The organism is Saccharothrix luteola (assembly GCF_020859565.1).
Lineage (GTDB): Bacteria > Actinomycetota > Actinomycetes > Mycobacteriales > Pseudonocardiaceae > Actinosynnema > Actinosynnema luteola.
Genome location: NZ_JAJHUO010000010.1, coordinates 175,117 through 189,215, shown reverse-complemented (window position 1 = coordinate 189,215; position 14,099 = coordinate 175,117). Strand labels below are relative to the sequence as shown.

Below are 14,099 nucleotides of genomic sequence, written 5' to 3'. Positions count from 1 at the left end.
CCTACGACCCCACCAGGTGAACCCCCGAAGGCATTTCCGCCCCGCGCAGGAACGCCAGCAGCACGCTCTGGAACGCACGCCCGGCCGACGTCGGCGCCACGTCCGTCCGGTGCGCCAACGCCACCGTCCGCGTGGTCGCCGGCGTCAACGGCGTCCCGTGCAACGACCGCGTGGCCAGCACCGTGCTCGGCACGATCGCCACCCCCAACCCCACCTCAACGAACCGCAGCACGGCGTCCATCTCCCCGCCCTCCACCGCGAACCGCGGCTCGAACCCCGCCTGCCGGCACGCCGCCAACGTCGTCTCCCGCAGGTCGTACCCCGGCCGGAACATCACCAGCGGCTGCTCGCGCAGGTCCGTCAACCGCATCCGGGACACGCCCAACGGCGCCGCCGACGCCACCACCAGTTCCTCCCGCAGCACCGGCACCACCGTCAACGCCCGATCGGCGTCCGCCGGCGACACGATCACCAGCGCCAGGTCGAGCTGCCCCGCCTCCAACGCCGCCACCAGGTCACGCGACCCGCCCTCCGTCACCGACACCTGGATCCCGGGGTACGCGTCGTGGTACCGCTTGATCACGTCCGCGAACAGGCTGACGCACAGGCTCGGCGTCGCACCGACCCGCACCCGCCCCCGCCGCAGCCCCACCAGCTCGGCCACCTCCAGCCGCGCCGTGTCCACATCGGACAGGATCCGGGCGGCCACCGGCAGCAGCGCCTCACCCGCCGGCGTCAACGTGACGTTCCCCCGCGCCCGGCTGAACAGCTCCGCGCCCAGCTCCTTCTCCAACGCGTGGATCTGCTTGGACAGTGAGGGCTGCGCCACACGCGCCTCCGCCGCCGCACGCGTGAAGTGCCGCGTCCGGGCCACTGCCAGGAAGTACACGAGCTGCTGCAGCGTCATAGCCACAGGCTATCTTCAGGCAGCTCACGATGTATTGGACGACTCGTCACGCCGGTTCCTACCGTCAGCGACGTGGACACGATCGGGCTCTACCGCACCACCGTCGGCAAGAAAGTCGTCATGGCGGTCACCGGCGCCGGACTGCTGCTGTACGTCGTCGTGCACATGCTCGGCAACCTGACCGTCTTCTCCGGCGCGGACGCGATCGACGGCTACGGCCGGTGGCTGCGCGAGATCGGCGCGGTCTGGCCGACGCGGGTCGCGCTGCTCGCGTGCGTTGGCCTGCACTTCGTCGCCGCGTACCAACTGACCGCGAGAGCGCGCAAGGCCAAGGGCCGGTACGAGCACCGCAGGCGCGTCCAGGGCAGTTACGCGGCCCGCACCATGCGCTGGGGCGGAGTGATCATCGCCCTGTTCGTGGTCTACCACCTGCTCGACCTCACCGTCGGGTGGCTCAACCCCCACGGCGTGCCCGGCGAGATCCACGCGAACGTGGTCGCCGACTTCCAGCACTGGTACGTGGTGCTGGCGTACGCGGTCGCCGTGCTCGCGCTGGGCTTCCACATCCGCCACGGCGTGTGGAGCGCCACCCAGACGCTCGGCGTCACCACCTCGCGCGTGATCGGCCTCGGCGTCGCCGTGGCGATCTGCGCCGGTTTCCTCTCCGTTCCCTTCGCCGTCTTCACCGGATTGGTGAGCTGACATGCCCTACCCGGACAGGACCTACACCGAAGGCGCCCCGATCACCGACCAGCGCGTGCCGGCCGGGCCGATCGAGACCCGCTGGGACCGCCGCCGCTTCTCCGCCCGGCTGGTCAACCCCGCGAACCGGCGCAACCGCAGCGTGATCGTGGTCGGCACCGGCCTCGCGGGCGGCTCGGCCGCGGCGACGCTGGCCGAGCTCGGCTACCAGGTCAAGTCGTTCTGCTACCAGGACAGCCCGCGCCGCGCGCACAGCATCGCCGCGCAGGGCGGCATCAACGCGGCCAAGAACTACCGCAACGACGGCGACAGCGTGCACCGGCTGTTCTACGACACCGTCAAGGGCGGCGACTTCCGCTCGCGGGAGTCGAACGTGCACCGGTTGGCGCAGATCAGCGTCGAGATCATCGACCAGTGCGTGGCGCAGGGCGTGCCGTTCGCCCGCGAGTACGGCGGCCTGCTGGATACCAGGTCGTTCGGCGGGGCGCAGGTCTCACGCACCTTCTACGCCCGGGGCCAGACGGGACAGCAACTCCTCCTGGGCGCTTACCAGGCGTTGGAGCGGCAGATCGCCGCCGGACGCGTGGAGATGCACCCGCGCACCGAGATGCTCGACCTGATCGTGGTGGACGACCGGGCGCGCGGGATCGTCGTGCGCGACCTCGTCACCGGCGCGGTGTCCACCCACTTCGCGGACGCCGTCGTGCTCGCCACCGGCGGCTACGGCAACGTGTTCCACCTCTCCACCAACGCCAAGGGCTGCAACACCACCGCGATCTGGCGGGCGCACCGGCGCGGCGCGCTGTTCGCGAACCCGTGCTTCACCCAGATCCACCCGACGTGCATCCCGATCAGCGGCGACCACCAGTCGAAGCTCACCCTGATGAGTGAATCCCTGCGCAACGACGGCCGCGTGTGGGTGCCGCGGGACCCGCACGACACGCGTGCGCCGAACGACATCCCCGAAGCGGACCGGGACTACTTCCTGGAGCGCATGTACCCGGCGTTCGGCAACCTCGTGCCGCGCGACATCGCGTCCCGGGCGGCCAAGAACATCTCCGACGAGAAGCGAGGCGTGTACCTCGACTTCGCCGACGCCATCGACCGCCTCGGGGCGCTCGCCGTCGAACAGCGCTACGGGAACCTGTTCGAGATGTACCAGCGCATCACCGGCGACGACCCGTACCGGACGCCGATGCGCATCTACCCCGCCGTGCACTACACGATGGGTGGGCTGTGGGTCGACTACGACCTGCGCTCCACGATCCCCGGCCTGTACGTGATCGGCGAGGCGAACTTCTCCGACCACGGCGCGAACCGGCTGGGCGCGTCGGCGTTGATGCAGGGCCTGGCGGACGGCTACTTCGTGCTGCCCGGCGTGATCGGCGACTACCTGGCCGACGCGCCGTTCGGACCGCTCGACGACAGTCACCCGGTCGTGGCCGACACGGTGTCCGAGGTGCGCGGTCGGGTGAAGACGTTGCTGGCCGTGGACGGTGACCGCACGGTCGAGTCGTTCCACCGCGAGCTCGGCCGGTTGATGTGGGACGAGTGCGGCATGGAGCGCGACGAGGAGGGGTTGCGCAAGGCGCTGGAGCGGATCCCGGAGCTGCGCGAGGAGTTCTGGCAGCGCGTGAAGGTGCCCGGCACGGGCGAGCGGCTCAACCAGGAGCTGGAGAAGGCCGGGCGCGTCGCCGACTTCTTCGAGCTGGCGGAACTGATGTGCGTGGACGCCCTGCACCGCGCCGAGTCGTGCGGCGGGCACTTCCGGTCGGAGAGCCGGACCCCGGACGGCGAGGCGTTGCGGGACGACGCGAACTACTCCTACGTCGCCGCCTGGGAGTACACGGGCGTGGGCCAACCGCCCGTGCTGCACAAGGAAGAGCTGGTCTTCGAGCACGTCACGCCGAGCACCCGGAGCTATTCGTGAAGCTGACCCTGCGGATCTGGCGGCAGAGCGGTGCCACCGGGCGGCTGGTGGAGTACGCGATGGACGACCTGTCACCGGACATGTCGTTCCTCGAAGCGCTGGACGTGCTCAACGAGCGGTTGATCACGTCCGGGCAGGAGCCGGTGGCGTTCGACCACGACTGCCGCGAGGGCATCTGCGGCATGTGCGGGATGATGATCAACGGGATGGCGCACGGGCCGGAGAAGGCCACCACGGCGTGCCAGCTGCACCTGCGGCACTTCCGCGACGGCGACGTGGTGACCGTGGAGCCGTGGCGCGCCGAGCCGTTCCCGGTGGTGCGCGACCTGGTGGTGGACCGGTCGGCGTTCGACCGGATCGTGGCGGCCGGCGGGTACATCAGCGTGCCGACGGGGTCCGCGCCGGACGCCCACGCGACGCCCGTGCCCAAGCCGGACGCGGACACGGCGTTCGAGGCGGCGGCGTGCATCGGCTGCGGCGCGTGCGTGGCGGCGTGCCCCAACGGGTCCGCCATGCTGTTCACCGCCGCGAAGGCGACGCACCTCGGCGTGCTGCCGCAGGGACAGCCGGAGCGTTACTCGCGGGCGCGGGACATGGTCGCCGAGCACGACGCGTCGGGCTTCGGCGGCTGCACGAACACCGGCGAGTGCACGTCGGCGTGCCCCAAGGGCATCCCGCTGACCACCATCGCCCGGCTGAACGCCGACCTGCTGCGCGCTCACACCACCCGCAGCGACAGGTAACCCGTCCCGCACACCAGGAGCGTGGAGAGCAGCCCCAGGAGGAGCGCCCTGGGGCTGGTCCGCACGAGGGTCTTGAGGCGCACCGACGTGCCCAGGCCGAACAGCGCGGCGGCCAGCACGACCGTCGTCGCGGTGCCGGCCACGTCCCGGACGGCCGGTGGCACCAGCGGGCTGACCAGCATCAACGCCAGGAAACCGAGCAGGAAGCCGGGCACCGGCGGCGCGCCGCGACCGCCGACACCGGCCACTATCGGCGCCAACAGCGCCACCCGGCCGAGCTTCACCGCCATCGCCGTCGCCAGACCGCCGGCCGGTGCTGCGGCGGCCACCTGCGCGACCTCGTGCACGCTCAGCCCGATCCACTGCGGTGAGCCGTTCAGCAGCGGCAACGCGATCATCGCCAGGGTGCCGTAGAGGGTGACGAGGGCGACGCTGGTGGCCACGTGCTCGTCCTCGCGGTCGACCCGGCCCTCGACGGCGGCGATGGCGGAGGCGCCGCAGATCGAGAAACCGCTGGCCACGAGGATGTACAGGCCGCGCGGCAGGCCCAGCCGGCGGCCGAGCGCCACCGTGCCGAAGAACGTCACCGAGACCGTCGCGAGGATCGCCACCAGAACGCCCGGTCCCAGGTTGAGCAGTTGCACAACGGGGAGTTGCAGACCGAGCAGCACCACCCCGGTGCGCAACAGCTTGCGCGTGACGCCGGTCAGATCCGGCAGGCGTCCACCCACCAGCACACCCAGGACCAACGCGGCGATCAGCACGCCGTCCAGCCTCCGTCGGCGCCGGCGCTTCCGGTAGGCGGCCGTCGACGCCGCAGTCATACCCTGTGGCTATGACCCCGGACCTCGAATCGCTGCGCCTGCTGGTGCTCGTCGGGGAGCTGGGCAGCCTCGGCCGGGCCGCCGAGCACCTCGGCATCGCGCAACCGTCGGCGAGCAAGCGGTTGTCCACACTGGAACGGCGACTCGGCGTCGTGCTGGTCGACCGCGGCCGGCGCGGCTCCGTGCTCACGCCCGCGGGCGTGGTGGTGACCGAACGGGCACGGCGGGTGCTGGACGAGGTCGCCGGCCTCGTGGAGGGCGCGCGGGCGCTGCGGTCGGAGCAGGAGGCCGAGCTGCGGGTCGCCGCGAGCATGACCGTGGCCGAGCACCTCGCGCCGAGCTGGATCGGCGAACTGCGCCGCACCCGACCCGACCTGCGCGTGGGACTGCGGGTGACGAACTCGGAGACGGTCGGCGCACTCGTCCGCGACGGCGCGGTCGACCTCGGCTTCGTCGAAGCGCCAGGCCCGCTACCAGGGCTCTCGTCCCGGAAAGTGGCCGTGGACCGGCTCGCGGTGGTCGTCGCGCCCGGCCACCCGTGGTCACGCCGACGCCGACCGCTCACCCCGCCGGAACTGGCCGCGACACCGCTCGTGATGCGCGAACGCGGCTCCGGCACCCGCGACACGCTCGACCGGGCGTTGCCCGACGCGTGCCCGCCCGCGCTGGAACTCGGCTCCACCACGGCCGTGCGCGGCGCGGTGGTCGCCGGGGTCGCGCCCGCCGTGCTGAGCGTGCTCGCCGTGGACGTCGACCTCGCCGAAGGCCGGCTGGTCGAAGTGCCCGCGGAACTCGACCTGCGACGCGTGCTGCGCGCCGTGTGGCCGGGCGGGCGCAAGCTCGTGGGACCCGCGGCGGAACTGCTCGCCGTGGCCGACCGCCGGGGCTCGGCGCCACCGCAGTTCCGGGCACGGCCGCGGTCCGGCCGTAGTTCAATGGAGCCATGAGCTGGTTCCGCCGACGCACCGAACCCGAACCCGCGCCCGTCCACCTGCCCAACCCGGCGGAGGCCGCGGCGGCGTTCTGGCAGGAGTGGTTCGAGCTGCTGCCGACCGTGAGCGCGGCCCTGGGCGACGGCGAACCGTACCGGGTGGAGGGCGACCTGGGCGCGATGGTCGCGGCGATGCACCCCGACCTGGAGTTCTCCCTCGAACGCGGCCACCGGGCGATCTACGCCCTGGTGATCACCGGTCGTGAAGACCCGAAGCTGCGGCCCTACACCGACGCGTGGATCGGGGCCGCGCCCGCCGAGGACATGATCTGGGAGTACCACGACTCGGTGCCCGCGGTGCCGGACCCGACCCTGGTCACCATCAACCTCGGACCGCGCCGGCTGCGACTGGCCGACGTGCGGGTGGTCGCGCAGGTCTCGGACGGCCTGGTCGACGTCGCCGTCTACCACCCCGGGTTCGCCGACCTCGACGACAAGGCCAGGCAGACCATGACGTTCCTCCCGTTGGACGTCACGCTGGGTGAGCGACTGGCCGGTGAAAGACTCGGCCGGGTGGAAACCGCGTCCGCCGAGCCGGAGGGCACGATCGGCCTGCTGGAACTGCGCGACCTGGTCCGCGCGATCGCCGGGGATCGCTCCTGAAATTGTCGGACCCCCTGGTTACCCTCATGCCGTGACCAGCAGCGACTCGTTGAACCCGGCCCAGGCGCCCGCCGAGGGCGTCGAGGACGTGCCCGCCGACGTGCGCGAGCGGCACGCCGCTTTGGCCGAGGTGGTGCGCGGGCACCAGTTCCGCTACTACGTCCTCGACTCGCCGACGGTCAGTGACGGCGAGTTCGACGCGTTGCTCCGGGAGTTGGAGGCGCTGGAGCAGGCGCACCCCGGGCTCGCCACGCCCGACTCGCCCACGCAGCTCGTCGGCGGCACGTTCTCGACCGAGTTCAAGGCCGTCGACCACCTGGAGCGGATGCTCAGCCTCGACAACGTGTTCTCGGCCGAGGAGCTGCAGGGCTGGTTCGAGCGGGTGCGCAAGGAGGTCGGCGCGGACGCGCACTTCCTGTGCGAGCTGAAGATCGACGGGCTGGCGATCAACCTGCTCTACGAGCACGGGCGCCTGGTGAGAGCCCTGACCCGCGGCGACGGGCGAACCGGCGAGGACGTCACGCTCAACGTGCGCACGCTCCCGGACGTGCCGGAGACGTTGACCGGCACCCACGAGCACCCCGTGCCCGCGCTGGTCGAGGTGCGCGGCGAGGTGTTCTTCGCCGTGGAGGACTTCCTCGAGCTCAACGCGCGGCTCGTGGAAGCCGGCAAACCGCCCTTCGCGAACCCGCGCAACACCGCCGCCGGGTCGTTGCGTCAGAAGGACCCGAAGGTCACGGCGTCGCGCCGGCTGCGGATGATCTGTCACGGGCTGGGCAAGCGCGAGGGGTTCGAGCTGACCCGGCAGTCCGAGGCCTACGAGGCGCTGCGGGCGTGGGGGCTGCCGGTGTCGTCGCACACCGTGGTGCTGGGCACGTTCGAGGAGGTCGGCGCGCACGTCGCGCACTGGGGCGAGCACCGGCACGACGCCGTGCACGAGATCGACGGCGTGGTCGTCAAGGTGGACGAGGTGGCGTGGCAGCGGCGGCTCGGCAGCACGTCGCGCGCGCCGCGGTGGGCGATCGCGTTCAAGTACCCGCCGGAGGAGGCCACCACCACCCTGCTGGACATCAAGGTGCAGGTCGGGCGCACGGGCCGGGTGACGCCGTTCGCCGTGATGGAGCCGGTGAAGGTGGCGGGTTCGACGGTCGCCCGCGCGACGTTGCACAACGCCGGTGAGGTCAAGCGCAAGGGCGTGCTGATCGGCGACCGCATCGTGATCCGCAAGGCCGGTGACGTGATCCCCGAGGTGCTGGGTCCCGTGATCGACGCCCGGCCTGATGACGCGTACGCGTTTGAGATGCCCCTGACGTGCCCCGAGTGCGGGCACGCGTTGCGCCCGATGAAGGAGGCGGACGTCGACATCCGGTGCCCCAACGCGGCGGGGTGCCCGGGTCAGCTGCGCGAGCGCTTGGCGTACCTGGCGTCGCGGTCGGCGTTGGACATCGAGGTGCTGGGCTTCGAGGCGGCGGCGGCGCTGGTCGAGTCCCCGGTGTACGGCGACGAGGGCGACCTGTTCGACCTCGACGCGGACAAGCTGGCGCGGGTCGACCTGTTCCGCACCAAGGACGGCGACCTGACCGCGAACGCCGTGAAGCTGCTGGACAACCTGGAGGCGGTCAAGCAACGTCCACTGTGGAGGGTCCTGGTCGCCCTGTCGGTCCGGCACGTGGGCCCCACCGCCGCCCGTGCCCTGGCTCAGGAGTTCGGCTCCCTGGACCGCATCGTCGCCGCGACGGAGGAGGAACTGGCCGCCGCCGAGGGCGTGGGCCCGACCATCGCCACCGCCGTGCGCGAGTGGGTCGAGACCCCGTGGCGGCAGGCCGTCGTGGCGAAGTGGCGAGCCGCTGGCGTGCGCATGGCCGAGGAACGGGACACCTCGATCCCGCGCAACCTGGAGGGGCTGTCGATCGTGGTGACGGGTTCGCTGGAGACGTTCTCGCGGGACGAGGCCAAGGAGGCGATCCTGTCGCGCGGTGGCAAGGCGGCGGGCTCCGTGTCGAAGAAGACGGCGTTCGTCGTCGTGGGCGAGTCGCCGGGTTCGAAGGCGGAGAAGGCGGAACAACTGAAGGTCCCGGTGCTGGACGAAGCAGGCTTCCGCGTCCTGCTGACCGAAGGCCCCGAAGCCGCCACCAAAGTCGCCACCATCACCCAAGACCCCACCGACCTCCCAACCCCCACCACCGACTCCACCACCCCAGCCACCCAACCGCAAACCCCCGCAACGCCCTGACCAGCAGTTTCCCCAACTACAACCACCACCATCGAGTGATCACGACAGGAGGACTGAACCAAAACGCCGTTATCCCCAACCTCAAACGTCGGTTGAAACAACGAGGCCGGCAACCAACCCCCACCCCAACCCGTCCAACCCCCACCTCCACCCCGCCCAACCCCCGCTGCTCCATCCCGCCACCACCGCCACCACCCCGCCACCGCCCACCCCAACATCCACACAACACCGCCCCGAAACCCGGTCCAACCCAGCCACCACACCGCCGTCCGACCTGGCCCGCCCGAGCAGCCCGGCCCGGCCCGCCTGGCTCGCCCGACTCGGCCCGCCCGAGCAGCCCGACCCCCCCGAGTCGACCCGTCTGACCAGAGCCGGCTCACCCGACCTGGCGCACCAGGCACAGCCAGATCGACCCGGCCTGACCGATCCGGCTGCCAAGCCCGGCCTGCGAACCCGGCCCGCATGACCCGGCCCAGCCCCTGGGGTCCGACCCCGGCCGCCCGACTCGGCCTGGCCCAGCTCGATCCGAGCCCGCGTAACCCTGTCCGCGTAACCCTGTCGGGGCCCGCCCAACCCAATCCGGCCCGCTCAGCCGGCCGGGCGGACAGCCGGCCGAGCGAAGCCCGCCGCGGTCGCGGAACGGGTTGGGCGAGGAGTCGGCACGTCACATCGGCCGGTACACCGAGATGTGGCCCTTGCTGGCACCGGTGAACGGGCGGCGGGTCCAGGATTCGTGGCGTTCGGTCAGGTGCAGGCCGGCGCGTTCGGCCATCAGGTCCAGTTCGCCGGGGTAGGTGTAGCGCTGGGCGTGTGGCTTCAGGCGGATGCCGTCGGCGGTGAAGATGATCTTCTGGCTGACGAACCGCTGCGCCGCCAGGTCGACGTCGTAGACCTCGATCGCGGCCGACTCGACGTCCGCCCACAGCGCCTGGACCCGCTTGCCGCCTGGGAACTGCGACGGGTCGGGCACGTACGTCTCGATCACGAACGCGCCGTCCGGCTCCAGCACGCGCGCGACGTTCGCGAAGCAGTCCGCCTGCCGCCGGGCGTCCACCAGGTTGAAGATCGTGTTGAACACCAGGTACACGAGCGCGAAGCGGCCCGTCACCGGCACGTCGGCCATGTCTCCGATGGTCACCGGGACGTTCGCCCCACCCGGTTTCGCGGCCAGCTTCGCCGCCATCAGCTCCGAACCCTCCACCCCCTCCACGGGCACACCCCGCGCCGCCAACGGCAACGCCACCCGCCCCGTGCCGATCGCCAACTCGAGAGTCCGCCGCCCACCCGCCATCGGCGCCAGGAAGTCCACCGCCGGAGTCGGGTCGAGCTCGGTTCCGTCGTCGTAGTCCTCCGCCCACACCTTCCCGAAGAACGCCGGATCACCGATCACGTCATAGCTGGACAAAGTTCACTCCCATGGGTCAGTTGGTCCGCCGCGTCACGCGCAGCAGATATTCCTTGCGGTGCAACAGGTTCTGATCTGGCCGCAGACGCAGCACGCTCCCCGGCGGTATCGCCCCCACCGCGCCGGAACCGGCCCGCACCTTCGCCACCTGCCCCGCCCGAACGGCGCCACGGCACGCCATCCCACCTGGCTCGAACACCCCACAGCGACCCGCTCGCGCGAGCGCACCGTCCCGGAGAACACCCGCACGAACGCGACCCGCTCACCACCGGCCCCGCGTTCACCCTCGACACCACCCGGGGCGCCCGGCCCGTCGTGATCGCCGGACGCCGGGGGCAGGAACTCCGCCAACCCCGTCGGCAACTCCGGCACGCAGGGGCACGCAGGCGCCGGTGATCGCCGACCCGAAGTAGACAGGGTGCCCGTGAGGTAGGCCGCGAGCACGGCGTCGTCGTCCTTGGCCGGCACCGGGCCGTCAAGCACGCCGAGCACCCGTTCCACCTCGGCGACGACCCCGGCGGCGTGCAGCCGCTCGGTCAGGCTCGTCCTACCGGCGTCGACGTGCGCCAGGATCCCCGGGTTCGGCGTTCGCACCAAGCGTCACGTCCTCTTCGAGACAGGCGATTACGACCTTCTGGAAGGGCATGACAGCTCCCACGATCGTCCTCCTCGGTGAGGTGTCAGGGACGCCGGCCACGAAAGCAGCCGGCGAGAACGGTCCGCAACCGATTAACCCGCCGGCGTCACGTGCGGGAAGCGCGCGACCCACCGCTTCTGCCACGGCGTTTCCACCGCACGCCGGTTGTAGTGGGCCCGCGCCCACGCGACCACGTCACCCGATGGGACGCCCGCCAGCACGGCCAGGCAAGTGATCACGGTGCCGGTCCGCCCGACACCGCCACCACACGCCACCTCGACCCGTTCACCGGCCACGGCCCGCGCGTGCGGGTCCCTGATCAGCACCACGGCGTCCGCCGGGCGCCTTCGGCAGCCGGAAGTCCGGCCACTCGACCCGCTCGTGCTCCCACGAGGGAACGTCCGCGCGCGCCATCACCGCGCGTCGCATCCGGGGCGAACCCAGGTACAGCCCGTAGTCGGCGTGCCCTCTGGCGTCGGGTTCCGCAGTCCACGACCGCGCACGAGAGCACCGTCGGGCAGTTCGATCGCTCCGGGACGGCTCATCGGCACATCATCGCGACCCGCACTCTTGCGGCGCCCGGGAGGTCCCGCGCACGACATCGGGCCGGAATCTTGATCGCACCGTGTCGGGGCAGTTGTCTGGACGACAATCGGGGACGGTCCGATGACGTGGAAGGGAACCAGATGGCCGACATCGTGGTGAGGCCCGCCAGGGAAGACGAGTGGGCGGCGGCGGGTGCGATCACCGTCGCCGCCTACCAGGCCGACCGCCACATCGACAGCCACACCGGCGGGTACGCCGACACGCTGGTCGATACGCGCACCCGCGCCCGTGAGGCGGAACTGCTGGTGGCGGTGGACGTGGAGAACACCGTGCTCGGCACCGTCACGGTGGTCCGGCCCGGCACCCCGTACGCCGAGGTCAGCCGGGACGGCGAGGTGGAGTTCCGGATGCTGGCGGTGAGCCCGTCGGCACGCGGGCGCGGCGTGGGCGAGGCGTTGGTGCGCGCGGTGATCGTGCGGGCGCGTGAGCTCGGCGCCCACCGGTTGGTGATGAGCAGTTCCGAGCACATGACCACGGCGCACCGCCTCTACCAGCGGCTCGGTTTCCAGCGGCGGCCCGATCGCGACTGGCGGCCGGTGCCCGGCGTCGACGTGACCGCGCTCGGGTTCAGCCTCGAACTCGCATGATCTCGTCGCGCAGCGAACGGTCCCGCGCGGCCCGGTCGTAGAGCAGTTCCACCAGCGTCGCGTGGTCGAGTTCGGTGAGGCGGACGCGCAGCTCCTCGTCCTCCGCGTCCGGCGGTGGCACGGTCAGGCCGCGTTCCAGCAGCACGAGGCCGACCGCGACGCAGTGCTTGCAGAAGAAGCCCTGCGACCCGTACGGGCAGGTGCACGCGCCGTCGAGGCGGGTGTCGTCCCACTGGAGCGTCACCCGGTACTCGGCCGCGCCGACCACGACGCCTTCCACGTGCCGCGAGCGGACGGCCAGCTCGACCACGGCGTCCCGGTAGGTCAGCCCGCGCCAGTACGACTTGGCGCCCGCGTGGTGGCGCAGGAGGGCTGAGGTCAGCGTCGGCATGGCGGTATCCAACACCTTGTGGTTCGGTGGGTTTCGTGCTCCAGGCCTGTCTGAACGGCGCCCGTGAGCCGGGCAGCCACCCTAGTGTGCCGATCACGCCGCAGCAGCTGGCGGCCGACGCCGCGGCGTGCGGCGAGTTGGGCGTGACGTCGTTCCACCTGCACCCGCGGGACGTGGTGGGCTTGGAGGTGCTGGCCGGCCCGGAGGTCGCCACTTCGGTGTCCGTGGTGCGGTCCGTGGTGCCGCGGGCGGAGATCGGCGTGACGACCGGCGCGTGGATCGTGCCGGACCCCGTGCGGCGGGCGGAGCTGGTGCGCGGGTGGGCGGGGCTGGCGGCGGGACGTCCGGACTTCGCGTCGGTCAACGTGCACGAGGACGGGTGGCTCGCCGTCGCGGACGCGTTGCGCGACGCGGGCATCGGCATCGAGCTGGGCGTGTTCCACGTCGAGGCGGCGCGGGCGTTGCTGGACGTCGGTGTGCCTTCGGGGACGGTGCGGGTGTTGGCGGAGGTGCAGCCGGGGGAGACCGCGCAGGACGCGGCACGGCTGCTGGACCTGCTCGGACCGCTCGGGGCGCCGATCCTGCTGCACGGTGAGGACGACAGCGCGTGGCCGGTGCTGGACTACGCGGTGACGCGCGGGCTGGACACCCGGATCGGCCTCGAGGACACGCTCACCTTGCGTGACGGCACGCAGGCCGCGGACAACGCGCAGCTGGTGAAGCTGGCTCTCACGCGCGAAAAGCACTGGTAGCGCGGTCGCGTGCCGTGGTTTCGTTGCGCCATGGTGTCCACCGACCGGCTCCTCGCCTTCGCGGCCATGTCGTTCCTGCTGATCGTGATACCGGGGCCCAGCGTCCTGTTCGTGGTCGGACGGGCGTTGGCGCAGGGTCGTCGGGCTGCCCTGATCACGGTCCTGGGGAACACGCTCGGCGCTTATGCCCTGGTCGTGGCCGTCGCGTTCGGCATCGGGGCGGTCGTGGAGCGTTCGGCGGTCGTGTTCATGACGTTGAAGCTGGCCGGGGCCGCGTACCTGGTGTACCTGGGGGTGAAGGCGGTGCGGCAGCGCGGGTCGCTGCACGCGACGTTCACCGCCGGGGGTCCGGCGCAGGGCGGGCTGCGCACGTTGTGGGAGGGCTTCGCGGTCGGCGTGGCGAACCCGAAGACGATCGTGTTCTTCGCCGCCGTGCTGCCGCAGTTCGTGGACCGCGCGCAAGGCCACGTCATCGCCCAGATGCTCCTGCTCGGGCTGGTGTTCAACGTCATCGCGGTGGCGTCCGACAGCGTCTGGGGCCTGGCCGCCGCCACCGCCCGCACCTGGTTCGCCCGCTCACCCCGCCGCTTGGCCGCGGTGGGCGGCGCCGGCGGCCTGGCCATGATCGGCCTGGGCGTCACCGTCGCCACCACGGGCCGCCAAACCTAACCCGAGAGTCCTACGCTCAAGCGTCGAGAGTCCTACGTTCAGGACACCTGAATTCACCGTTCGACCGACCGACCGGTATGCCTGAGCGTTGAACTCGTGGTGCGCGAACGTAGGACTCT

Annotated in this window: 14 protein-coding genes; 9 read left to right on the top strand and 5 right to left on the bottom strand. The window is 71.5% G+C overall.

The features are described 5' to 3' along the window. Position 1: 1 nt before the first annotated feature. Positions 2 to 907 (bottom strand): LysR family transcriptional regulator, encoded by a 906-nt coding sequence (locus LNK82_RS16125; RefSeq protein WP_230567794.1) that lies wholly within the window; start codon positions 905 to 907, stop codon positions 2 to 4. Between the two features lie 72 nt (positions 908 to 979). Here LNK82_RS16125 and LNK82_RS16120 point away from each other — a divergent pair, with 72 nt between their 5' ends. From LNK82_RS16120 to LNK82_RS16110, 3 genes are read left to right on the top strand one after another with little or no spacing between them, the layout of a single operon-like run. Then, a complete protein-coding gene (locus LNK82_RS16120; protein ID WP_308257221.1) occupies positions 980 to 1,609 on the top strand; it encodes a succinate dehydrogenase cytochrome b subunit in 630 nt (209 codons plus the stop codon). 1 nt (position 1,610) lies between these two features. Continuing rightward, the gene (locus LNK82_RS16115) at positions 1,611 to 3,539 is read left to right on the top strand and encodes a fumarate reductase/succinate dehydrogenase flavoprotein subunit (protein ID WP_230567793.1); all 1,929 of its coding nucleotides are present in this window, start codon (positions 1,611 to 1,613) and stop codon (positions 3,537 to 3,539) included. Then, positions 3,536 to 4,282, top strand: a complete 747-nt coding sequence (locus tag LNK82_RS16110; protein WP_230567792.1) for a succinate dehydrogenase/fumarate reductase iron-sulfur subunit — start codon at positions 3,536 to 3,538, stop codon at positions 4,280 to 4,282. Before LNK82_RS16115 ends, LNK82_RS16110 begins: the two co-directional genes overlap by 4 nt. Here LNK82_RS16110 and LNK82_RS16105 read toward each other — a convergent pair. Continuing rightward, the gene (locus tag LNK82_RS16105) at positions 4,258 to 5,106 is read right to left on the bottom strand and encodes a YeiH family protein (protein ID WP_230567791.1); all 849 of its coding nucleotides are present in this window, start codon (positions 5,104 to 5,106) and stop codon (positions 4,258 to 4,260) included. The two genes, LNK82_RS16110 and LNK82_RS16105, sit on opposite strands and share 25 nt — an antisense overlap. Before the next feature lie 11 nt (positions 5,107 to 5,117). Here LNK82_RS16105 and LNK82_RS16100 point away from each other — a divergent pair, with 11 nt between their 5' ends. Genes LNK82_RS16100 through ligA form a run of 3 tightly spaced genes read left to right on the top strand, consistent with a single transcriptional unit; the run spans position 5,118 to position 8,933 of the window. Continuing rightward, the gene (locus tag LNK82_RS16100) at positions 5,118 to 6,053 is read left to right on the top strand and encodes a LysR substrate-binding domain-containing protein (protein ID WP_230567790.1); all 936 of its coding nucleotides are present in this window, start codon (positions 5,118 to 5,120) and stop codon (positions 6,051 to 6,053) included. Continuing rightward, a complete protein-coding gene (locus tag LNK82_RS16095) occupies positions 6,050 to 6,700 on the top strand; it encodes a hypothetical protein (RefSeq protein ID WP_230567789.1) in 651 nt (216 codons plus the stop codon). The genes LNK82_RS16100 and LNK82_RS16095 overlap by 4 nt, the downstream gene beginning before the upstream one ends. Before the next feature lie 31 nt (positions 6,701 to 6,731). Beyond that, the gene (ligA, locus tag LNK82_RS16090) at positions 6,732 to 8,933 is read left to right on the top strand and encodes an NAD-dependent DNA ligase LigA (RefSeq protein ID WP_230567788.1); all 2,202 of its coding nucleotides are present in this window, start codon (positions 6,732 to 6,734) and stop codon (positions 8,931 to 8,933) included. Positions 8,934 to 9,597: 664 nt separating this feature from the next. Here the strand turns inward: ligA and LNK82_RS16085 are convergent. After that, positions 9,598 to 10,338, bottom strand: coding sequence for a class I SAM-dependent DNA methyltransferase (locus LNK82_RS16085; RefSeq protein WP_230567787.1), 741 nt, complete (start codon positions 10,336 to 10,338; stop codon positions 9,598 to 9,600). Positions 10,339 to 11,067: 729 nt separating this feature from the next. Then, on the bottom strand, positions 11,068 to 11,301 hold the full coding sequence (locus tag LNK82_RS48285; RefSeq protein ID WP_372470498.1) for a phosphatase domain-containing protein: 234 nt from the start codon (positions 11,299 to 11,301) through the stop codon (positions 11,068 to 11,070). A gap of 360 nt (positions 11,302 to 11,661) precedes the next feature. On the opposite strand from LNK82_RS48285, the gene LNK82_RS16075 reads away from it, so the two are divergent. Beyond that, positions 11,662 to 12,168 carry a GNAT family N-acetyltransferase gene (locus LNK82_RS16075; RefSeq protein ID WP_230567882.1) on the top strand — a complete coding sequence of 169 codons (507 nt, stop codon included), beginning with the start codon at positions 11,662 to 11,664 and terminating at the stop codon, positions 12,166 to 12,168. On the opposite strand, the gene LNK82_RS16070 is transcribed toward LNK82_RS16075, so the two are convergent. Beyond that, entirely contained in the window at positions 12,149 to 12,559 is a 411-nt protein-coding gene (locus LNK82_RS16070; protein ID WP_230567786.1) for an SWIM zinc finger family protein, read from the bottom strand. The genes LNK82_RS16075 and LNK82_RS16070 overlap by 20 nt on opposite strands. A 26-nt stretch (positions 12,560 to 12,585) precedes the next feature. On the opposite strand from LNK82_RS16070, the gene LNK82_RS16065 reads away from it, so the two are divergent. Together LNK82_RS16065 and LNK82_RS16060 are read left to right on the top strand one after the other, a co-directional pair. After that, positions 12,586 to 13,311, top strand: a complete 726-nt coding sequence (locus LNK82_RS16065; protein ID WP_230567785.1) for a 3-keto-5-aminohexanoate cleavage protein — start codon at positions 12,586 to 12,588, stop codon at positions 13,309 to 13,311. Between the two features lie 30 nt (positions 13,312 to 13,341). Further along, positions 13,342 to 13,980: a LysE family translocator gene (locus LNK82_RS16060; RefSeq protein ID WP_230567784.1), complete on the top strand. Its 639-nt coding sequence runs from the start codon at positions 13,342 to 13,344 to the stop codon at positions 13,978 to 13,980. The last annotated feature ends 119 nt before the right edge of the window (positions 13,981 to 14,099 follow it).

Bases quoted from the DNA above. Each gene is read 5' to 3' on its own strand.
- LNK82_RS16115 (WP_230567793.1), top strand. From the start codon at position 1,611: ATGCCCTACCCGGACAGGACCTACACCGAAGGCGCCCCGATCACCGAC.
- LNK82_RS16095 (WP_230567789.1), top strand. From the start codon at position 6,050: ATGAGCTGGTTCCGCCGACGCACCGAACCCGAACCCGCGCCCGTCCAC.
- LNK82_RS16070 (WP_230567786.1), bottom strand. From the start codon at position 12,559: ATGCCGACGCTGACCTCAGCCCTCCTGCGCCACCACGCGGGCGCCAAG.
- LNK82_RS16075 (WP_230567882.1), top strand. From the start codon at position 11,662: ATGGCCGACATCGTGGTGAGGCCCGCCAGGGAAGACGAGTGGGCGGCG.
- LNK82_RS16105 (WP_230567791.1), bottom strand. From the start codon at position 5,106: ATGACTGCGGCGTCGACGGCCGCCTACCGGAAGCGCCGGCGCCGACGG.
- LNK82_RS16060 (WP_230567784.1), top strand. From the start codon at position 13,342: ATGGTGTCCACCGACCGGCTCCTCGCCTTCGCGGCCATGTCGTTCCTG.
- LNK82_RS16100 (WP_230567790.1), top strand. From the start codon at position 5,118: ATGACCCCGGACCTCGAATCGCTGCGCCTGCTGGTGCTCGTCGGGGAG.
- LNK82_RS16125 (WP_230567794.1), bottom strand. From the start codon at position 907: ATGACGCTGCAGCAGCTCGTGTACTTCCTGGCAGTGGCCCGGACGCGG.